Origin of the sequence: Amycolatopsis tucumanensis (genome assembly GCF_021654135.1) — a bacterium.
GTDB lineage: Bacteria > Actinomycetota > Actinomycetes > Mycobacteriales > Pseudonocardiaceae > Amycolatopsis_E > Amycolatopsis_E tucumanensis.
This window is the reverse complement of record NZ_JAKGSD010000003.1, coordinates 116,617-136,320: the sequence shown is the minus strand read 5'-3', so window position 1 is coordinate 136,320 and position 19,704 is coordinate 116,617. Positions and strand designations below refer to the sequence as shown.

General features: G+C 75.1%; 18 protein-coding genes. 8 read left to right on the top strand and 10 right to left on the bottom strand.

Going from position 1 to position 19,704, the window contains the following annotated elements:
* The first annotated feature begins 23 nt into the window (after positions 1 to 23).
* Entirely contained in the window at positions 24 to 509 is a 486-nt protein-coding gene (locus L2C96_RS05785) for a MarR family winged helix-turn-helix transcriptional regulator (RefSeq protein ID WP_237335437.1), read from the top strand.
* A gap of 71 nt (positions 510 to 580) precedes the next feature.
* Entirely contained in the window at positions 581 to 1,678 is a 1,098-nt protein-coding gene (locus L2C96_RS05780) for an FAD-dependent monooxygenase (protein WP_237335436.1), read from the top strand.
* Positions 1,679 to 1,706: 28 nt separating this feature from the next.
* On the opposite strand, the gene L2C96_RS05775 is transcribed toward L2C96_RS05780, so the two are convergent.
* Positions 1,707 to 2,531 (bottom strand): thioesterase family protein, encoded by an 825-nt coding sequence (locus tag L2C96_RS05775; protein WP_237335435.1) that lies wholly within the window; start codon positions 2,529 to 2,531, stop codon positions 1,707 to 1,709.
* A 79-nt stretch (positions 2,532 to 2,610) separates the two neighbouring features.
* Positions 2,611 to 2,823 (bottom strand): hypothetical protein, encoded by a 213-nt coding sequence (locus L2C96_RS05770; protein WP_020419244.1) that lies wholly within the window; start codon positions 2,821 to 2,823, stop codon positions 2,611 to 2,613.
* Positions 2,824 to 3,002: 179 nt separating this feature from the next.
* Between L2C96_RS05770 and cmtR the strand changes: the two genes are divergently transcribed.
* Together cmtR and L2C96_RS05760 are read left to right on the top strand one after the other, a co-directional pair.
* The gene (gene cmtR, locus L2C96_RS05765) at positions 3,003 to 3,335 is read left to right on the top strand and encodes a Cd(II)/Pb(II)-sensing metalloregulatory transcriptional regulator CmtR (RefSeq protein ID WP_020419243.1); all 333 of its coding nucleotides are present in this window, start codon (positions 3,003 to 3,005) and stop codon (positions 3,333 to 3,335) included.
* Positions 3,332 to 3,964: a cation efflux transmembrane domain-containing protein gene (locus L2C96_RS05760; protein ID WP_237335434.1), complete on the top strand. Its 633-nt coding sequence runs from the start codon at positions 3,332 to 3,334 to the stop codon at positions 3,962 to 3,964. The genes cmtR and L2C96_RS05760 overlap by 4 nt, the downstream gene beginning before the upstream one ends.
* Before the next feature lies 1 nt (position 3,965).
* Here L2C96_RS05760 and L2C96_RS05755 read toward each other — a convergent pair whose 3' ends face one another.
* Complete coding sequence (locus tag L2C96_RS05755; protein ID WP_237335433.1) at positions 3,966 to 5,477, bottom strand: PucR family transcriptional regulator; 1,512 nt, start codon at positions 5,475 to 5,477, stop codon at positions 3,966 to 3,968.
* A gap of 106 nt (positions 5,478 to 5,583) precedes the next feature.
* Between L2C96_RS05755 and L2C96_RS05750 the strand changes: the two genes are divergently transcribed.
* Entirely contained in the window at positions 5,584 to 6,837 is a 1,254-nt protein-coding gene (locus tag L2C96_RS05750; RefSeq protein WP_237335432.1) for an NAD(P)/FAD-dependent oxidoreductase, read from the top strand.
* Positions 6,838 to 6,840: 3 nt separating this feature from the next.
* Positions 6,841 to 7,434, top strand: coding sequence for a GreA/GreB family elongation factor (locus L2C96_RS05745; RefSeq protein WP_308191134.1), 594 nt, complete (start codon positions 6,841 to 6,843; stop codon positions 7,432 to 7,434).
* A gap of 46 nt (positions 7,435 to 7,480) precedes the next feature.
* On the opposite strand, the gene L2C96_RS05740 is transcribed toward L2C96_RS05745, so the two are convergent.
* The 4 genes from L2C96_RS05740 to L2C96_RS05725 all read right to left on the bottom strand — a co-directional run bounded on the left by L2C96_RS05740 (position 7,481) and on the right by L2C96_RS05725 (position 10,627).
* On the bottom strand, positions 7,481 to 8,182 hold the full coding sequence (locus tag L2C96_RS05740; RefSeq protein WP_237335431.1) for an SRPBCC family protein: 702 nt from the start codon (positions 8,180 to 8,182) through the stop codon (positions 7,481 to 7,483).
* Entirely contained in the window at positions 8,172 to 8,777 is a 606-nt protein-coding gene (locus tag L2C96_RS05735; RefSeq protein ID WP_027936051.1) for an ArsR/SmtB family transcription factor, read from the bottom strand. The genes L2C96_RS05740 and L2C96_RS05735 overlap by 11 nt, the downstream gene beginning before the upstream one ends.
* A 72-nt stretch (positions 8,778 to 8,849) precedes the next feature.
* Positions 8,850 to 10,055 carry an MFS transporter gene (locus tag L2C96_RS05730; RefSeq protein WP_237335430.1) on the bottom strand — a complete coding sequence of 402 codons (1,206 nt, stop codon included), beginning with the start codon at positions 10,053 to 10,055 and terminating at the stop codon, positions 8,850 to 8,852.
* Entirely contained in the window at positions 10,052 to 10,627 is a 576-nt protein-coding gene (locus L2C96_RS05725; protein WP_237335429.1) for an NADPH-dependent FMN reductase, read from the bottom strand. Before L2C96_RS05725 ends, L2C96_RS05730 begins: the two co-directional genes overlap by 4 nt.
* Before the next feature lie 106 nt (positions 10,628 to 10,733).
* Between L2C96_RS05725 and L2C96_RS05720 the strand changes: the two genes are divergently transcribed.
* Positions 10,734 to 13,952: an AfsR/SARP family transcriptional regulator gene (locus L2C96_RS05720; protein ID WP_237335428.1), complete on the top strand. Its 3,219-nt coding sequence runs from the start codon at positions 10,734 to 10,736 to the stop codon at positions 13,950 to 13,952.
* Here L2C96_RS05720 and L2C96_RS05715 read toward each other — a convergent pair.
* The 3 genes from L2C96_RS05715 to L2C96_RS05705 all read right to left on the bottom strand — a co-directional run bounded on the left by L2C96_RS05715 (position 13,934) and on the right by L2C96_RS05705 (position 16,380).
* On the bottom strand, positions 13,934 to 14,509 hold the full coding sequence (locus L2C96_RS05715) for a dihydrofolate reductase family protein (RefSeq protein ID WP_020420913.1): 576 nt from the start codon (positions 14,507 to 14,509) through the stop codon (positions 13,934 to 13,936). The two genes, L2C96_RS05720 and L2C96_RS05715, sit on opposite strands and share 19 nt — an antisense overlap.
* 138 nt (positions 14,510 to 14,647) lie before the next feature.
* A complete protein-coding gene (locus tag L2C96_RS05710; protein ID WP_237335427.1) occupies positions 14,648 to 15,508 on the bottom strand; it encodes an NAD(P)-dependent oxidoreductase in 861 nt (286 codons plus the stop codon).
* Positions 15,505 to 16,380 (bottom strand): NAD(P)-dependent oxidoreductase, encoded by an 876-nt coding sequence (locus tag L2C96_RS05705; protein ID WP_237335426.1) that lies wholly within the window; start codon positions 16,378 to 16,380, stop codon positions 15,505 to 15,507. The genes L2C96_RS05710 and L2C96_RS05705 overlap by 4 nt, the downstream gene beginning before the upstream one ends.
* A gap of 74 nt (positions 16,381 to 16,454) precedes the next feature.
* Here L2C96_RS05705 and L2C96_RS05700 point away from each other — a divergent pair, with 74 nt between their 5' ends.
* Positions 16,455 to 19,646, top strand: coding sequence for an AfsR/SARP family transcriptional regulator (locus L2C96_RS05700; protein WP_237335425.1), 3,192 nt, complete (start codon positions 16,455 to 16,457; stop codon positions 19,644 to 19,646).
* Positions 19,647 to 19,704: the final 58 nt, after the last annotated feature.

Below are 19,704 nucleotides of genomic sequence, written 5' to 3'. Positions count from 1 at the left end.
GACATGTCAATCAGGAGGTCGGAATGAGTCCAGCACGACGGCACCGGGTCCTGCCCACCACCGGCGAGTTGCGGGTGTGGCGCGGGTTCATCGAGACCGCGGAGGCGCTGCGCGGCGAACTCGGCTCGCGGCTGCAGAGTGAGGCGGGCCTGTCCTCCGGCGACTACACGGTCCTGCTCGCGCTGAGCGAGGCGGACGGGCAGCGGCTGCGGTCCTCACAGCTGGCCGACGGCGTCGGCTGGGAACGCAGCCGGCTGTCGCACCACCTCGGCCGCATGGAACGGCGCGGCCTGATCCGGCGGGAGCACTGCGCCACCGACAGCCGGGGAGCCGAGGTCGTCCTCACCGCCGAGGGCGCGGCCGCCTTCCGCGCCGCCACGGTCCCCCACCTGACCGCGGTGCGCGAACTCTTCGTCGACGCGCTGAGCCCCGACCAACTCGCCGCGGCGGGCGAGATCGCAGCGGCACTGGGCGAGCGCCTCACCGCCCGTCGCGGGCGTCGCCCGTGACCGCCTGGTAGTCCCGGTCCCAGGCAAGAACGGTCCTGCCACGGCGCGGGCCGCCGACGTTGACTGGGGGCATGCGCACCACTGATCACGCAGCGGCCGTCGTCGTCGGGGGGTCGCTCGCCGGCCTGATGGCCGCCCTGGGCCTGGCCAAGTTCGGCATCACGGTGACGGTCCTCGAACGCTCCGGCCCGCAGCCCCGCAGCGGCGCGGCCCTGGGCGGCGCCGAGAGCAACCTGCACCGGCTCCTCGGCCCGGACGGCCTCGCCGGCCCCGAGGCCACCGCCGCCGCCCTGGACGGCTCGCGCCTCCACCTGCAGAGCTGGGCACAGGCGCACGACCTGCTGCGCCGCGCCGCCGAGGCGGACCCGCACATCGACCTCGTCCACGGCGCCCGCGTCGTCGAGGCCGGCCAGGACGCGACCTCGGCGTGGGCGCGCACCGCGGACGGCGCGATCCACCGCGGCGATCTCGTGGTGGGCGCCGATGGGCACCGCAGCGTGGTCCGCCGCGCCGTCGCCCCCGAGCGCCCCGACGCGACCTTCGCCGGGTACGTCATCTGGCTCGGCATCGCCGAGGAAACGGAACTCGACCTGGAAGCCTGGCCGCCCGGCATGGACATCTTCGACGCAGGCACCGACTGCCTCCTCGGCTACCCGCTGGCCGAGTCCGCGCCGCCCGGCCGCCGTCGCCTGGGCTGGGCCTGGTTCGACCCGCGCCGCAACGACCTGCTGCGTGCCACCGGGTGCGTCGACGGCGACGTGGTCCAGCACTCGCTACGGCCGGCGGACCTGCCGGCGAGCCTGATCGCCGAACTCGACGCCGAGGCCGCGCAGTGGCCGGCGGCGTGGCGGGAAGCGGTGCGCGCCTGCCTGCGCCGCGGCGGGGTCACCGGCACCCCGGTCGCCGAGTACGTCCCGGACCGGCTCGTGCGCGGCCGGATCGCGCTGGTCGGCGACGCCGCGCACGTGTCCACCCCGATGACCGGCCGCGGGTTCGGGGTCGCGCTCACCGACGCCGAAGTGCTCGCCGACGAGGTCGCCAAGGCCGTGGCCGAAGCCCGCGCCGACGCGATCCCGGCCGCCCTGCGCAGCTACCAGGAACGCTCGCTGGGACGGGCGCGTGAACTGGTCGAGTCCGGACAACGGTTCAGCCGCTCGTTCGCCGGCTGAGCAGTGCGCATCGGCTGAAGAGGGCGCCTCAGGCGGGCGGGTCGAGGCGGATGCCGGCCAGCTGGGTGGCCTGGGCGACCAGGCGGCCGCGGCTGTCCCACACCAGGCACACCTCGTCGACGCGGTTGCCCTCGATCAGCTGCGCCTTGTGCAGCACCCGCACCGGCCCGGGGGCGGGCAGCGCACGCACGTAGGCAGTCAGCTCCAGCGTCGGCACCCAACCGGTGAGCGCGATGTCCAGCGTCGCGGGCGGGAAGGCGTCCACGGCGTAGAGCAGGGACAGCGGATCGAAGTCCGCGCCGCCGGGCAGGCCCAGCCAGCCACGCAGCACCCCGGCCCCGCTAGGGGCGCCCCGGCCGAAGCCGAGGTCCTCGGGCTGGATGCGCAGGTCGACCTGGTCCATGATGACCGGACCCGGACCACCCCCGGCCGGGCCGGTGACCGGCACGCAGTCGGCGTACTCGCGCCCCTCCGGCTCCGGCATGCCCTCGCTCCAGTACGGCTTCGACTCCGCGTCCAGCGCACCGAGCGTGAACATCGCCTCCACACACGGCGTGCCACCCTGGGTCAGGCGGGCCCGCACCTGGCTCGCCGAACGGCCGGTCCGCAGCACCTCCACACCCAGCTCCACCGGACCCGGCTCCGGCGCACGCAGGTAGTGCGCACTGGCCGCGAGCACGTCGCGGTGCGCCCCCGAGTAGGTCGCCGCGCGACCGAGCATCGCCAGGAGGTAGCCGCCGTTGGGCTTGCCGCCGATGGTCCACTCGGGGTGGGCGGCGGCGGTGAAGCGCCCCGGGGCGACCTCCTCGACGCGGCTGACGTCGGCGAAAGTGGTGGTGGCTTGGTCGGTCACGCTCGGTTCCTTCGGTGCTGGTGCGTTGGCTACCCGCAGCCTCGCACACACCGCCCGCGTGCCGGCAACGTCACGCCCGTCACGCGGCCGGGCCGTGCCGGGTGGCCAGGCCCGCCTCGACGAGCTGCTCCATCACCCGCCACACCTCGTCGGCGTCCAGACCGGTGAGGCTCGCCAGGTCGTCGACGGGGTACGGCCCGGCCCCGTGGCGGGCGACGACCTCCAGGATCGCCTCGACGACCTCCAGGTCGTGGTCGGCCGGGCTGGGGTGCGGTTCCGGTTCCTGCGTCACCCCACCAGCCTGATCCGCTCCCGGCTCGGCGACCACGGCCGTTGGACCCGGTACCTGACGGGACTTTGGTCAACGCCGCATCGCGGGGCCGCCCCGGCCGAGACCTTTGTAGACGGTCCTAAGTGGTCTCGATGACCCGGCGCTTCCAATAGGTCAGCGATCGCTGTACTGTTGTCCCCATGCTGACCTGTGAGACCCGCGGCGCGGCGCTGGCCCGGCTGGGCCGGGCGCTCGCCGACCCCACGCGGTGCCGCATCCTCGTGGCCCTGCTGGACGGCGTCCACTACCCCGGCCGGCTGGCCGGCCAGCTGAACCTGTCCCGCTCCAACGTGTCCAACCACCTGGCCTGCCTCCGCGGCTGTGGCCTGGTCGTCGCCACCTACGAGGGGCGGCAGGTGCGCTACGAGCTGGCCGATCCGCACCTGAAGAAGGCGCTTGGCGAGCTGGTGCACGTCGTGCTGGCGGTGGATCCCGGCGAGCCCTGCCTGAACTCCGCGGGCGCCACCGGATGAGCGAGCACGCCGACCACTGCTGCGCCCCCGCGCCGACCGGGCGGCGGGCTGTGCTGTCCCGCCGGGTGCGGCTGCTCGTCGCGGCCACGATCACCTACAACGTCGTCGAAGCCGTGGTCGCGATCTCCGCGGGCACGGTCGCCTCGTCGACGGCGCTGATCGGCTTCGGCCTGGACTCGGTGATCGAGGTCGCCTCGGCCGCCGCCGTGGCCTGGCAGTTCTCCGGCGCCGACCCGGAGGCCCGCGAGCGGACGGCGCTGAAGGTGATCGCGGTGTCGTTCTTCGCGCTGGCCGCCTACGTCACCGTCGAGTCGGTGCGCAGCCTGCTCGGCGCGGAACCGGCCGCGCACTCGACCGTCGGGATCGCGCTGGCCGCGGTGTCGCTCGTCGTCATGCCGTTCCTGTCCTACGCCCAGCGCCGCGCGGGCCGCGAGCTCGGCTCCGCCAGCGCCGTCGCCGACTCCAAGCAGACCCTGTTGTGCACGTACCTGTCCGGCGTGCTGCTGGCAGGCCTGCTGCTCAACTCGCTGCTCGGCTGGTGGTGGGCCGATCCGGTGGTGGCGCTGGTGATCGCCGCGGTCGCGGTGAAGGAAGGCCGCGAAGCCTGGCGCGGCGAGCACTGCTGCTGAACTACTCGTGCACGGCCATGGCGATCAGCATCGCCAGGCGCTGCGCCGGATCGTCCAGGTCCAGCCCCGGCACCGCCGCCGTGACGCGGCGCAAACGGTTGCGCACCGTGTTCTGGTGGACGCCCAGCACCGCGGCGGCGCGGCCGAGGTCGCCCTGCGCCTCCAGCCAGGCGCGCAACGTCGGCAGCAGCTCGGGCGCCTCGTGCCCGGCCAGCCGCGCCACCGGACCGCGGGCGGGAATGCGACCGGTCGCCGCGGCCGACCGCAGGCGTTGCAGCAGCACCTGGTGCCAGGATTCGTCGTAGCAGACGGCTTCCCCGCTGCCGAGCCGGTCGTGCAGGGTCAGGCACTCGTCGGACTCCCGGCGCCCGGACGGCAGCTCCGCGACCTCGCACTCCCCGGACACGCCCGCGACGATCCGCAGGTGCGCGGGCAGGCCGGCGACCAGCTGCCGCACCCAGTGGAACGCGGGCGCGGGATCGGCGGCGGGCAGCACGGTGTAGACGGTGTTGCCGAACAACGTGCTGCGCCCGACCCGTGACCACCCGAACCCGGTGGTGGCGCGCTCGAACGCCAGCAGCAGCCCGGCGTTGCGTTCGGCCTCGGTGTGCGCCCGCACCGCGACGACCCGCAGCCCGGACGCGGGCAGGCCCAGTTTCCGGACGACCGCGTCCGCGTCCGGGTCGCCTTCGAGGAGCTGGATGACCAGCTCGGACTCCACCTGCCGTTCGAGGTCCGCGCTGACCCGCCACCGCAGCAGGTGCAGCGCCACCGTGCGCGCCCCGTCGACGAGGATGCTCGCGCGCGCCGCGTCCAGCGGGGCGGTGCACGACACCCACAACGATCCCAGCAGCTCCCGGCCCGCGCGGACCGCGACGACCGAGCGGCCGTGCAGGCCGTGCTCGGGCGCGGCAGGCACGAACAACGGCTCGTCGGACCGCGCGAGGTGGGTGAACACGCCCTGCCGTTCGAACAGGGCCCGCACCCGGTCCGGCACGCGGCGGCCCAGGATCGTGTCCTGCCGCACCGGGTCGGCTTCGCGCTGCTCGCTGGAGTAGGCCATCACCCTGGACAGCTGGTCCTCGATGGTGACCGGCCCGCCGACCGCGGCGGCGATCGTGTCGGCCAGCGCGGACAGGTCGGCCGGGCCGCGGCCGGACTCGGTCTCCCGCCCCTCCAGCACCAGCCCGTAGACCACGCCGGCGACCTGGCTCCAGGACACGCTCGGCTCGACCACGAGCACGGCGATCCCGTCCGCGTCGCGCAGCAGGTCCGGCGCCGGGTCCTCGGTGGTCCGCACGACCAGCACGACCGCCCTGGCCTGCCGCGCGAGCCGGATCGCCTCGGCCACCGTCGGCACGCCGACGGCGAGGAAGATGTCGCCGACCGGGGACTCCTGCCGCACCGGGTCGTGCAGCGCGACGCTGCGCAGCCCGGCTTCGCGGTCGGCGGATCCGCACAGACGGGCGCCGTAGCTGCCGAGGATCGTGATCAGACGGTCGAGCTTGACCATGTGCCCACCCTACAAGTACAACCCGGCAAATTGTGCGATCCGGACATCCGATGGCTTCCGCGGGCGGGCGATGCTCGGGGGGAGGCGAAAGTCAGGGAGGTTGCCGGTGGACGAGAGCGCTCAGGGACCACGCTCCGCCGTCGTGGTCGGCGCGGGGATCGTCGGGCTGTCGACGGCGTGGTTCCTGCAGGAACACGGGGTGCGGGTGACCGTGCTGGACCGCACGGGCGTCGCGGCCGGCGCGTCCCGGGGCAACGCGGGCTGGCTCTCGCCCGGGCTGGCGATCCCGCTCAACGAACCGGGGGTGCGGCGCACCGGGCTCGCCTCGCTCGTCCGGCGGGACGCGCCGCTGCACGTGCCGCCGTCCGCCGACCCGGCGCTGTGGTCGTTCCTGCTGCGGTTCGCCGCGCACTGCACCTGGCCGGCGTGGCGCCGGGTGGTGGCCGCCAACCTGGCGCTGAACGACGACTGCCTGGACGCCTTCGACACCCTCGTTCGCGGCGGCGTGGCGGCGGAGACCGTCGAGGCCCCGATCACCGCGGTGTTCGAATCCGCAGGCGCGGCCGCGGGACTGCTGGCCGAGCTGCGGCGCTTCACCGCGGCCGGGGCCCGCGCCGACCACACCGGCCTGACCGCGGCGCAGGTCCGCGCGCGACTGCCGCAACTGTCCGGCCACGCGGGCGCCGGGATCGACCTGCCCGGCCAGCGCTACGTCGACCCGGGCCGGTTCGTCCGGGCGCTCGCGGACTCGGTGCGCCACCGCGGCGGCACCATCCGCGCCGGGTTCGACGTGCGGTCGATCCGCTCGCACCGGCACGCGGTGACGGTCGTGTCCCGCGACAACGTGAGCTTCTCGGCCAACGTCGCCGTCCTCGCGACGGGAGCGTGGATCAGCCGCCTTGCCGGGAAACTCGGCGTGCGCGTGCCGGTGCGGGCCGGGCGCGGCTACTCCTTCACGGTGCCCACCGAGACGCCGCTGGCGCAACCGGTGTACCTGCCCACGGTGCGCGTCGCGTGCACGCCCTACCGCGGCGCGATGCGCGTGGCCGGGACGATGGAGTTCCGCGGCCCCGACGACCCGCCCGACGAGCGGCGCGTGGAGGCCATCGTGCGGTCCGCGGCGCCGTTCTTCGAGGGCGTGCGGTGGGCCGAGCGCAGCGACACGTGGGTGGGCCCGCGGCCGGTCAGCAGCGACGGGCTCCCGCTCATCGGCGCCACCGCCGAGCCGGGCGTGTACGTCGCGGGCGGGCACGGCATGTGGGGTCTCACGCAGGGGCCGGTCACCGGGAAGCTGCTCGCCGAACAGGTCGTCACCGGCAAGCAGCCGGAGTCCCTGCGGCCGTTCGACCCGCTGCGGTGAGCCATGGGAACCACCGAGGACCTGGAGTTCCTGCGCGCGGAGAACGCGCTGCTGCGTGTGGAACGGGACATCCTGCTGCGCGTCGCGGCCGGTTTCGCCGACGACGCCAACGCCACGCTGCTCCGGCGGCGCACCGCCGCCCGGCCGAACGAAGGAGGTAACGCGATGGACACCGTGTGGCTGACCGAGGAGGCGTACGCGCGCCTGAGCGCAGAACTGTCCGCGTTGCGCGGCCCGGAGGACGACGATCCGGAAGACCGGGAAATGGCTCTGCGGCAGCGAAAGGCGCGCACACGTGAGCTGGAGGACCTGCTGCGCCGCGCCGTGGTCGGCCAGACGCCGCCCGACGACGGCGTCGCCGAACCGGGCATGGTGCTGACGGTCCGGTTCGACGACGACCCCGAGCCGGAGACCTTCCTGCTCGGCGTGCGCGACGGCGCGGGCGACGACCTGGAGGTGTACTCCCCCGGCTCGCCGCTGGGCCGCGCCCTGACCGGCGCCCGCCAGGGCGAGACCCGCACCTACACGGTGCCGAGCGGCGCGACGGTGCGGGTGACGCTGCTCCGCGCGGTGCCCTACGGCAGGCACTCGGCCTGAGCGCGTCAGACCGGGTGCCGGTCACCGCTGCGGGTGCGGCGCGGCGTCAGAGTGGAGCCCCATCGCCGACGGTCGCGGCGAGCCAGCGTTGCCAGGAGCCGGCGCGGTCCTGCGGATCGCCGGTTTCGCCGTAGTGGTGGTCGCTGACCGCGATCGGCAGGCCGACCGCGGAGCGCTCGTGGAAGCGGACCAGCGCGTCGGGCGTGCGCAGGCCGACGAACTTCGCGGTCGCGTAGTCCACCTCGCCCTTCAGCGACGGACCGCCGGGCAGGTCGATCTTGACCGGGGAGCCGAGCCGCGCCGTGCCGAGCGCGCGCAGCAGCCGGTCCCAGCCGCCGGCCGCGGGGGCCTCGGCCTCCGCGTAGGTGGCGGGGCGGCCGCGGAAGTGCCGCAGGTACTCGCCGAGTGTGAACAGGTACATGTCCCAGCCGCTGCTGGTCATGCCCTCGTACTCGTCGTCCCAGTCGTCGCCGAGGACGCCACTGTGGACGAACCGGAGCACGCTGGTGCCGCCGTCCCTGCCCTCGATCAGGTACTGGAAGGCCTGCGTGCTGCCGTCCGGGGCCTCCGGGGTGCGGACGAACAGCCGGTGCGGCGGGCTCCACTCGGCGACCTGGGCGCTGTCCGGGTCGATCTCCATCGGCATGAACCAGGCCGCCATGCCCGGTCCGGTGGCGATCGCCTGCCACACCTCCTCGGGTGACGCCGGCAGTTCGATCTCCTTGGGCAGTTCGAATTCACGCCCCATCGTTCGCCTCCTCGGTACGGGTCATCGCGGGATGGATCGCCAGCACGAGCCGGTGCCTGCGCCCCCGGGCGGCGGTTTCGTCGTGGTACTTGGCCACCAGTCCCGCGACCGCGTCGGACAACTCCTGGGTGAACGCGGCCCGGTCCGCCGCGCTGGCGAAGCGGACCTCGCCGTCGAGTGCGAAGGTCGCGACCCGCTTGCCCGCCTTCGCCCCGGCGCCGATCAACGCCCCGACGTCCTGCACGAGGCGGGCGGCCACGGCGAGCAGCCAGCGGGCGGAGAGCCGGTCCGGCGCGCGGCCCGGGTCCGGCGCCACCGGCCCGGTGGCCGACGGCGAGATCACGTACGCCTCGGCAGTCGCGCGCAGCACACGCTCGGTCATGTTGCCCTTGCGGCGCTCCTCGACCAGACCGACCAAGCCGTGCTTTTCCAGGTCGCGCAGGTAGTAGTTCACCTTTTGCCTGGTGAGCCCGACCTTCGCGGCGAGCGATGACGCGGACCCGGGTTCGGCGAGCTCGTGCAGCAGCCGCGCCCGCACCGGTTCCAGCGCCGCGGCGGCCACGGAGGGCTCGTCTATCACTGCGACGTCCATCATGCCGCCGAGCGTGGCACCGACAAGTTTCTTTGTCAAGACGACCGATGTTGTCGGTTCGGCGACAGGCGTGTCCTAAGCGGACATCAGCGCGGTGATCGCCGGGCCGAAGGCGGCGCCGAGGAGGTAGCAGAGGTTGAGCAGACCGACCGCCGTCGGCCGGTGCTCCTCGGCGACCGCGCCGACGTAGACCGCGAACACCCCCTGCCCGGAGGCCGCCGCCAGCGACCCGGCCGCCATGCCCGCCAGCAGCACCGGCGTCGCCCCGGCGAAGGGGACCACCACCGTCGCCGCGGTGGCCGCGCCGATCAGCAGCGCGGTCACCACGCCGGGGCGCATCCGGCCGGACGCCGCCACCACCAGCCAGGACAACGCGCCGCCGAGCAGGTAGGGCGCCACCATCACGGTGCCGATCTGCGCGGGCGTCCAGCCGGTGTGCCGGGCCAGCAGCGTGGGTGCGGCGTACAGGATGCCGAAGTTGACCACGGCGAGCGCCAGCCCCACCCCGCACAGGCCGAGGAACCGGGGCGAGCGGGCCAGCGCCGCGGGCAGGAAACCGTCCGGCCGGGCCCGCAGGCGCACGATCAGCAGCAGCACGGTGACCACGGCGGCGACCGCGGCGGGCGCAGGCCAGTGCGGGACGGCCACCAGGGCGGTGACCAGCGCGGTCACCAGCGCCGCGCCCGGCACGTCGAACCGGGAGCCCGGCGGCTCCGGCGGCATCGCGCGCCTCGCGGCGGCAGGCACCGCGAGCAGGCTGACCACCGGCAGCGCGAGCGTGGCGCGCCAGGACGCCAGATCGGCGACGACCTGACCGGCGAGCGGGCTGACCGAGCCCACCACGGCGAGCGAGGCGGTGACGATCCCCATGCGCCGCGCCGAATCGGCGAGGTTCATCGCCGTCACCGTCAGCCCGGCGCAGCCCAGCGCCTGCGCCGCGCTCCCCACGACCAGCAACGGCAGCGCCGGCCCGGCCACCACGATCAGCGCGCCCGCGGCCACGAGCAGCCCGCACACCGCGAGGACGGCGCGGACGCCCCGGCGGGCCAGCAGCCCGGCCATCAGCGGCGTGCCCACCGCGACGCCCCAGCCGAAGGCCGTCACCAGCCAGGTCGCCGCGGGAATCCCGACGCCGAGATCACCGGCCACCTCCCCGAGGACGAGGGCCGGTCCCGCGATGCCCAGCGACAGCGGCCCGGCCAGCAGCGCCAGCCACGGCGCGCCCACCCGGCCCGCCCGGGCCGGCGACACCGCCGCGGCCCGGTCCGGCGAGGTCGTCACGACCGGCCCGCCCCGGTCAGCGCCCCGCGCGCGGCGGCGGCGAGGTCGTCGAGCAGCGCGGCCAGCGTGGCGCGCAGGTCCGCATCGCGCAGCGCGCCGTCCGGGTCGAACGCGTTGTCCGCGCGGGGCACGCACAGCCGGCGCTCCACCACCTGCGCCCCGATGGCGGACAGCACCTGCCGCAGCTCCGCCTGGGACCACTCGGCGCCGTAGTCGCTCGGGCTCACGCCCGCCACGGCCACCGGCTTGCCCACCAGCACGCCCTCGCCATACGGGCGGGACGCCCAGTCCAGCGCGTTCTTCAACTGCCCGGGCAGGCTGCTGTTGTACTCCGGGGTGGCGATCAACAGGGCGTCGGCGCCGGCGATCGCCTCGCGCAGGGCCAGCACCCCCGGCCCCGGCTCCGCCTCGTGGTCCTCGTTGAACGGCTGCACGTCCGCCAGCCCCGTCCACAGGTCCAGTTCCGCGCCCGGCGGCGTCCGCAGCCCGCGCAGCAGGGTGGTGCTGTGGGAGGCGGCGCGCAGGCTGCCGGAGATGCCGAGCACGCGGACCGGGTTCGCGTCGTGAGTCATCAGGTGCTCCCTCGTCGGGTGGTCGCTCTCGATCCCGACTCTGCGCGGCCGCGCTTACCGTGACCTTTTCGTCCGCTTACGGTCGCCGCGCCCGTAGGCTGGCGGCGTGCGGTTCGGGGTGCTGGGTCCGCTGGAGGTGCGGACCGCCGAGGGGGAGGCCGTCGTCGTCCCGGGGGCCAAGGTCCGGGCGCTGCTGTCCGACCTGCTCATCCACGCCGGCGAGCCGGTCCCCGCGCACCGGCTGATCGAGGACCTGTGGGAGCTGGACCCGCCCCGCGATCCCGCGGCCGCCCTGCAGGTCAAGGTCTCGCAGCTGCGCAGCGCGCTGGAGCGGGCCGCGCCCGGCGCCAGGGAACTCGTGGTGTCCCGGCCCGCCGGTTACCTGCTCGACGTGGAGCCGGACGCGGTCGACGCGAACCGGTTCACGAACCTGGTCACAGCGGCACGGGCGGCGGAGTCACCCGCGGACCGCGCTGCCCTGCTCGGCGAAGCGTTGTCGTTGTGGCGCGGGGACGCCTTCGCCGACTTCGCCGGCGCGCACTTCGCCGTCCCGGCGATCACCCGGCTGCACGACCTGCGGCTGACCGCGCTCGAAGACCGGATCGAGGCGCGGCTCGCGCTCGGCGAGCACGACCTGGTCGCGGGCGAGCTGGGCGACCTCATCGCCGCGCACCCGCTGCGCGAGCGACTGCACGGGTTGCGGATGCGCGCGCTCTACCAGGCCGGCAGGCAGGCGGAGGCGCTGGAGGCCTACGACCGGCTGCGGGCCCGTCTCGTCGAGGAGCTCGGGCTGGAACCCGGCGCGGAGCTCGCCCGGTTGCACCAGGCCATCCTGCGGCGGGACCCCGCGCTGGAGGCCGCGCGGCCCGTGCGCCGGCCCGTCACCAACCTCCCCGAACCGGTCACCGACCTGATCGGCAGGGCCGAGGCCATCGACGCGGTGTCGGCCCTGCTGGCCGCGGACCGGGTGGTCACGCTGACCGGACCGGGCGGGGTCGGCAAGACGCAGCTCGCCCTGGCCGCGGCGCGCGAGTCGGCGAACCGGTTCCCGGACGGCACGTGGCTGGTCGAACTCGCCGGGTTCGCGCGGTCCGGCGACCGGGACCCGGACGCCGCGATCGCGGACCTCGTCACCTCGGCACTGGGCATCCGGGACGACGCGGCGCTGGTCCTCCCGCCCGCCGCCGGGCACACGCCGCCACTGCGACGGCTCGCGGAAGCGTTGCGGCACAAGCGGTTGCTGCTCGTGCTGGACAACTGCGAGCACCTGATCGCACCGGTGGCGCGGGTGGCCGAGGCGCTGGTGCGCGCCTCCCCCGGCCTCGTCGTCCTGGCGACCAGCCGCGAACCGCTGGGCGTCACCGGGGAACGGCTCTGGCCGGTGCCACCCCTGGACCTGCCCGGCCCGGCGGACGCGGACCCGGCCCGGGTGGCGGAATCCAGCGCAGTGCGGTTGTTCGTCGCCCGCGCGGCCGCGTCCGCCCCTGGGTTCGCGCTCCGCGCCGACAACCAGCGCGCCGTCGCGGCGATCTGCCGCACGCTGGACGGGCTCCCGCTGGCCATCGAACTCGCCGCCACCCGGGTGCGGGCGCTGGGCGTGCACGATCTGGCCCTGCGACTGGAGGACCGCTTCCGCGTCCTCACCGCGGGCAGGCGGACGGCCCCGGCCCGGCAGCGGACGCTGCGCGCGATGATGGACTGGAGCTGGGACCTGCTGTCGGCCGCCGAACGCGCGGTCCTGTCGCGGCTGGCCGTGCACGCCGACGGCTGCACGCTCGCGGCCGCCGAGCACGTGTGCGCGGGCGAGCCGGCGGGCGACGTGCTGGAGGTGCTCGCCGGCCTGGTCGACCGGTCGCTGGTCGTGGCCGACACGACCGGGGACACGCGCTACCGCCTGCTGGAAACCGTCGCCGCCTACGGCCGGGAACGGCTTCAGGAGTCGGGCGAGGCGGCGCTGATCCGCCAGCGGCACGCCGGGTACTACGCCGGGTTCGCCGAACAGGCCGCCGACCGGTTGCGCGGCCACGACCAGCGGACATGGCTGGAACGGATGGACGCCGAGTCGGCGAACCTGCGGGCCGCGCTCGCCACCGCCGTCGGGCAGGACGACGCCGCCACGGCGTTGCGCCTGGTCAACGCCGCGGCCTGGTACTGGTTCCTGCGCGGCAAGCACCAGGAGGCGCACCGGTGGATCACCCGCGCGCTGGCCGTGCCGGGGGACGCGCCGGGCGGCGCCAGGGCGGAGGCGACGGCGTGGCAGGCGGCGATGGGGTTCCTCACCGGCAGGCACACCGACCCGATGCGGGACAGCGCCGAAGTGCTCGCCAAAGCAGGCGACGCGGCGGCACTGGCCAGGGCGCGGTGGTTGTTCGGGTTCGTCGGGCGCAGCGGTGCCCCGGACGCCGCCGCGGCGCTGATCGACCGCGCCGGCGCGGCCTTCCGGGAGCTCGGCGACCGCTGGGGTCTGGCCGCGACGCTGTGGGCCCGCGCGGACCAGGCGATGCTGCGGGGCGACCTGGACGCGGCCGCGCGCGACGGCGCTGAGGCCGCGGCGTTGTTCGCCGACCTGGGTGACCGGTGGGGCCAGGTGCAGACGGCGAGCCTCCTCGGCGTGCTGGCCGAGATCGGCGGCGACCACGAACGGTCCGCGCGGCTGCACCGGGAAGCGCTGCGCAAGGCGGAGGAACTGGGGTTGTGGCCGGTGGCGTCCCACGAGCTGTCCCGCCTCGGGCGGCTGGCCCTGCTCGGCTCCGACCACGCCGCCGCGGAGGACCTGTCCAGCCGGGCCCTGCGGCTGGCCACGGAGCACGCCTACGAACCGGGGATCAACCTGGCGCGGGGCGGGCTCGGGATGTCTGCCCGCCGCCGGGGCCTGCTCGACGTCGCCGAGGAGCACCTGCGGAACGTGCTCGCGTGGGAGCGCCGCATCAACTACCGGGTCGGCATCGCGTTCGCCCTCGCGGAACTGGGGTTCGCCGCCGAGCAGCGCGGCGACGCGGAAGCGGCGTGGTCACTGCACCGCGAAGGGCTGGACGCGGCGCGCGCGACCGGCGACCCCCGCGCGGTGGCGATCGCGTTGGAAGGTCTGGCCGGGGCGCACGTGCTGGCCGGCGAACCGGACCGGGCGGCCTGCCTGCTCGGCGTGGCCGCCGCGGCCAGGGAGTCGGCGGGCGCGCCGCTGCCGGCGGCCGAACGGTTCGACGTGGACCGCATCACCGCCGCGGCGCGCCGGCTCCTCGGCGAAGCCGCCTTCGCCGAGGAGTTCGACCGCGGCAGGCGCATCCCGCCGTCCGACCTGCCGCTGGATCAGCGGACCACGTCGTAGACCAGCTTCTGGATGCCGTTCGAGTAGGACTCGCTCTCCAGCAGCTTCAGGCCCTGCTTGTCCTTGTCGGTGTCGCTGAACAGCCGCTTGCCCGCGCCGAGCAGGACCGGGAACACCAGCAGGTGGTACCGGTCGATCAGGCCGGCGTCGGAGAGGTTGCGGTTGAGCGTGGCGCTGCCGTGGACGGTGATCGGCCCGCCCTCGGTCTCCTTCAGCGCCGCCACGTCGTCCAGCGACCGCAGGATGGTGATCTCGCCCCAGTTCGTGACGAGTTCCTCCTCCTTCAGCGTGGTCGACACGACGTACTTCGGCATCGCGTTGTAGCGGGGGAACTCCTCGGTCATCCCCGGCCACACCGGGGAGAACGCCTGGTAGCTGACGCGGCCCAGCAGCATCGCGGCGGCCTCGTCCTGCTCGCGGGCCTTGATCTCGTAGGCCGCCGCGTCGAACTCGATGCCCTGGAAGGTCCAGCCGGAGTTCCGGTAGCCCGGCTCGCCGCCGGGGGCTTCGACGACGCCGTCGAGCGAGACGAACGCGGTGGTGATCAGGGTGCGCATGGAGGACTCCTTCGGTTCATCCGGCGGTGCTTTCGTCAGTGCATCGATCGAGCATCGCCGGAATCGACACCTTCCGCGAAGTTTTTTCCGGCGGCCGGGCTGTGCGGTGCTCGTGCCGGGCACGAGCACCGCACCGGCTCACCGCTTGGCGACGACCTCCCACAGGCTGGTCCAGTTGTCGCCGCCGTGGCCCGCGGCGATCGCGCGGTCGTAGTGCGACTTGACCGCCTCGGGCAGGGCGAGGTCCACGCCCGCGTCCCGGCACGCCTGCAGGATGTGCTCCGCGGTCGCGCCCATCATCGTGGCCGTGCTCAGGTCGCCGGGATAGGCGCGCGCTCCGATCTGGGCCACCGTCTCGTCCAGGTACGCCGCCGCCAGGCCCGAGACCTCCCGGGCGAAGGGCACCAGCCGCTCCGGCTCGGCGCCTTCGGCCGCCAGCAGCGCGAAGGCCTGCAGGTAGGCCGACAGCGAGGTGAGGAAGACCGTCAGCTCCGCCTGGTAGAACAGCTGCGCCAGGCCGTGGTCCTCTCCCAGGTACTCGGGCCTGCCGAGGTGCCGCAGCACCGGCTCGTGCTTGGTGAAGACGTCCTGGGGTCCGCTGTAGAACACGTACGAGGCCTCGGCTCCGACGAGCGGCGCCGGGACCATGATCCCGCCGGCCACCAGCGTCGCGCCGCGCTCGGCGAGCCAGGCCGCGGCTTCGCGGGTGCGCTGCGGGGTGTCCGAGCTGAGGTTGACCACGACGCGCCCGGTCAGCGCCTCGCCGGCGTCGCCGAGCACGTCGTACATCGCCTGGTAGTCGGTGAGGCTGAGGATCACCAGCTCGGCGGCCCGCACCGCCTCGGCGGGGCTGGCCGCGAGGACGGCGCCGCGTGCGACGACGTCGTCGGCGCGGCTCTTCGTGCGGTTCCAGACGGTGACTGCGGTGCCGTGGTCGAGCAGCACCCGCACCATGGCCTGTCCCATGGGGCCCAGGCCGATCAGGGTCGCGTTGGTCATGCGTTGTCCTTCCTGAGGTCGTCGATGATTCCGGTGAGGTCCTCGTGGCCGTGCCCGTCGGCGGCCCGCTGCCGCATGAGCCTGCCGAGCGGGGCGAGCAGTTCGGAGCTGACGCCCTGCTCGTCGGCGGTGCGGTGGAGGTTGTCGAAGCTTGCGGCCTGCATGCCGAGGTTGGAGACGACGCCGGTGGCGTAGTCGCGGCTGTCGAACTGCTTCGCGGCGGCCTCCGCCCAGCCGCCCATGGCCTGCAGCCAGCGGGTGAGCAGCGGCGCGAAGTCGGTCGCGGGCGCGCCGTCGGAAGTGGCGAGCGCGAGGGACTGCAGGACGCCCGCGATCATCCCGTACATGCCGGTGAGCAGCGCGATGTCGGTCAGCGCGGCGCGGCCGACGTCCTCGCCGAGGTAGACGCTCTCGCCGAAGACGTCCAGGGCCGGGCGGGCGCGGTCGAACGCCGCGCGGGATCCGCTGTAGAGCACGAACGCTGCCGGGGTGCCGATCATCGGCGGCACGGCCATGATGCCGCCGTCGAGGTAGTCGGTGCCCTGGCAGGCGGCCCATTCGGCGAACTCGCGAGCCTGCCCGGGGGTGCCGTTGGTGAGGTTGACGAGGGTGCGGCCCTGCAGGTGCCCGGCGCCGAGCACGTCGCGGACGGAGTCGTAGTCGAGCAGGCAGGCGACGACGACCGGGCTCGCGGCGACGGCCTCGGCGGGGCTGGCGGCCCGTGCGGCGCCGCGGGCCACGAGGGCGTCGGCCTTCGCCGCGGTCCGGTTCCACACGGTCACCGGGTGGCCCGCCGACAGCAGCGCTCCGGCGAGCGCGGTGCCCATGGCGCCGAGGCCGAGCACCGTGATGGATGGCTTGTCAGTGGTCATGTCGTGAAGGTGCCGGAGCGCTCGCACGGTTCGCGCACGGTTTTCTGTCGGTGCCCGTCGCTACTGTCGGTGGCGTGAGGTTTTCAGTGCTGGGTCCGCTCGCCGTGCAGGCGGCCGACGGCGCCGCGGTGGCGGTGCCGGAGGCGAAGGTGCGCGCGCTGCTGGCCGACCTGCTGGTGCACGAGGGCAGGCCGGTCCCGGTGTCGCGCCTGGCCGGCGACCTGTGGGGCGAGCGGCTGCCGGGCAACCCGGCCAACACGTTGCAGACGAAGATCTCGCAGCTGCGCCGCGCGCTCGAGGCGGCCGAGCCGGGCGCTCGCGCGCTCGTGGTGCGGCAGCCGCCGGGTTACGCGTTGCGGGTGCCGGAGGACGCGGTGGACGCCGGGCGGTTCCGGGCGCTGGTGGGGCGCGCGAAGGCAGGGCGGGATCCGGCGCGGACGGCCGCGCTGCTGCGGGAAGCGCTGGCGCTGTGGCGGGGGCAGGCGCTGGCGGACTTCGCGGAGGAGCCGTTCGCCGCCGGGTACGCACAGCGGCTGGAGGAGGAGCGGCTGGCGGCGGTCGAGGAGCTGGCGCAGGCCCGGCTGGCGCTCGGCGAGCACGCGGAGCTGGCGGGCGAGCTGGGCGATCTCGTGGCGGAGCACCCGTTGCGGGAACGGTTGCGCGCGTTGCACATGCGGGCGCTGTACCGATCGGGGCGGCAGAGCGAGGCGCTCGCCTCCTACACGGCGTTGCGGGAGCGGCTGGCCGATGAGCTCGGCCTGGAGCCGGGGCCGGAGCTGGTGCGGTTGCAGCAGGCGATCCTGCGCCAGGACCCGGCGCTGGATCCGGCGCCGGCTCCGGAGCCGGGTCCGCGGTCGAACCTGCCGGTGCCGCTGACGGACCTGGTCGGCCGGGAGGCGGCGGTGCGCGAGGTCCGGCAGGCGCTGGAGCACGCGCGGCTGGTCACGTTGACCGGGCCTGGCGGGGTCGGCAAGACGCGACTCGCGCTGGAGGTGGCCGGCGGGGTCGCGGTGCCGGACGGGGTGTGGCTGGTGGAGCTCGCCGGGCTGGGTGAGCACGGTCCGGCGCGCCCGGCCGAGGCGGTCGCGGCGGTGCTCGGGGTGCGGGACGACGCGGGCGATCTGACGGCGCGGCTGGCGGACGCGGTGCGGGACCGGCGGTTGCTGCTGGTGCTGGACAACTGCGAGCACCTGGTCGAACCGGTCGCCGCGCTGGCGGCCCGGCTGCTCGCCGCGGCGCCGGGGCTGCGGATCCTCGCCACGAGCCGGGAACCGCTCGGGCTCACCGGCGAGACACTGTGGACGGTGCCGCCGCTGGGCATCCCCGCCGCCGGTCACGCCGACCGGGAGCGGCCGGCCGCGGAGGTGCTGCCGTCGGTGCGGGAGTTCAGCGCGGTGCGGCTGTTCGTCGCGCGGGCCGCCGCCGCGGCGCCGGGATTCGCGCTCACCGAAGGGAACGTACACGCGGTCGCCGGGATCTGCCGCACGCTCGACGGGTTGCCGCTGGCGCTGGAACTCGCCGCCACGCGGGTGCGGGCGCTCGGCGTGCACGAGCTGCTCGCGCGGCTGGGCGACCGGTTCCGGTTGCTGGCCACCGGCGCCCGGGACGCGCCGGCGCGCCAGCGCACGCTGCGCGCGATGATCGACTGGAGCTGGGAGCTGCTGTCCACTTCGGAGCGTGAGGTGCTGCGGCGGCTCGCGGTGCACGCCGAAGGGTGCGGGCTGGAGGCGGCCGAGGAGGTGTGCGGGGGCGAGCCGGGCACGGTGCTCGACGTGCTGGGGCGGCTGGTCGACCGGTCGCTGGTGGTGTGCGAGCACGGCGAGCTGGGCCCGCGGTACCGGCTGCTGGAGTCGGTGCGCGCGTACAGCCTGGAGCGGCTGGCCGAAGCGGGCGAGGCCGAGCCGGTCCGGTCACGGCACGCGCGGCACTACACGGCGCTCGCGGAACGCGCGGACCCGTTGCTGCGCCGCACCGGCCAGTGCCACTGGCTGGAGACGCTGGACGCGGAGTCGGCGAACCTGCGGGCGGCGCTCGACACGCTGGTCCGCCAGGGGGCCGCGGACGAGGCGCTGCGGTTGGTGACGAGCCTGGCGTGGTACTGGTTCCTGCGCGGACGGCTGGGCGAGGCGCTGCGCTCGTTGCGGACGGCGTTGGCGGTGCCCGGCGAGGTGGCGCCCGGCCGCCGGGTCGCGGCGCGGGCCTGGCTGGCGGGGCTCGGCGTGCTGGCCGGCGGGCGCTTCGACCCGGCGGTGGCCGAGGAGGCCGCGACGATCCCAGAGGTGGCGGTGCGGTCGCGGGCGCTGTGGTTCCTGGGGTACGTGCTGGGGACGGTCGCGGATCTGGCCGGGGCGTCGAAGCTGACCGGCGCGGCGCTCGACGGGTTCGCGTCGCTGGGCGACCGGTGGGGCACGGCGGCGGGGCTCGCCGAGTCGGCCAGTCAGCTGATCGCGCGCGGCGACCTGGCCGGTGCCCACGCGGCCGCGGAGGAGAGCGCCGCGATCTTCGCCGAGGTGGGCGACCGGTGGGGCCAGGTGCAGGCGTCGTTCGCGCTGGGCACGCTGGCCGAGTTCGAGGGCCGCTACGCCGACGCCGAGCGGTTGCACACCGAGAGCCTGCGGCGGGCCGAGCAGCTGGGGTTGTGGCCGGAGGTGTCCTACCAGCTGTCGTGGCTGGGCCGGACCGCGTTGCTCGCGGGGGATTTCGCCGAGGCGCGGCGCCTGCACGAGCGGGCGGAGCGGGTGGCGGTGGAAAGCGGTTTCACACCGGGCGAGATGTACGCGCGGACGGGACTCGCGCTGGGCGCCCGCCGGGAGGGCGCGCTGGACGAGGCGGAGCGGCAGTTGCGCGTGCTGCTGGACTGGCACGGGCTGGTCGAGAACGAGCCGGGCAACACCCTGGTGTGCGCCGAACTGGGCTTCGTGGCCGAACTCCGCGGCGACGCCGACGGCGCGTTCACCTGGCACCGCCGAGCACTGACCATCGCCCGGCGCGGTTCGGACCCGCGGGCGGTCGCGCTGGCGCTGGAAGGCCTCGCCGGAGCCCACGCCCTGACCGGAGCCCACACGCTGGCCGCGCGCCTGCTGGGCGCCGCGGACCACGCCCGCCGCTCCGTGGGAACCCCGCTCCCCCAAGCCGAACGCGGCGACGTCGACCGCATCGAGGCCAAGGCCCGAACAGCCCTCGGCGAGGAACCCTACGCGGCGGAGCACGCCCTCGGCGCCGGCCTGGCGCTGGACGACCTGATCACGGAAGGCCAGCCCGCGTGAGCACCCGCCACCACCCCACGACGCAACGGTCGCGGGAAGCCGGTCGCGGCCGTGGCGC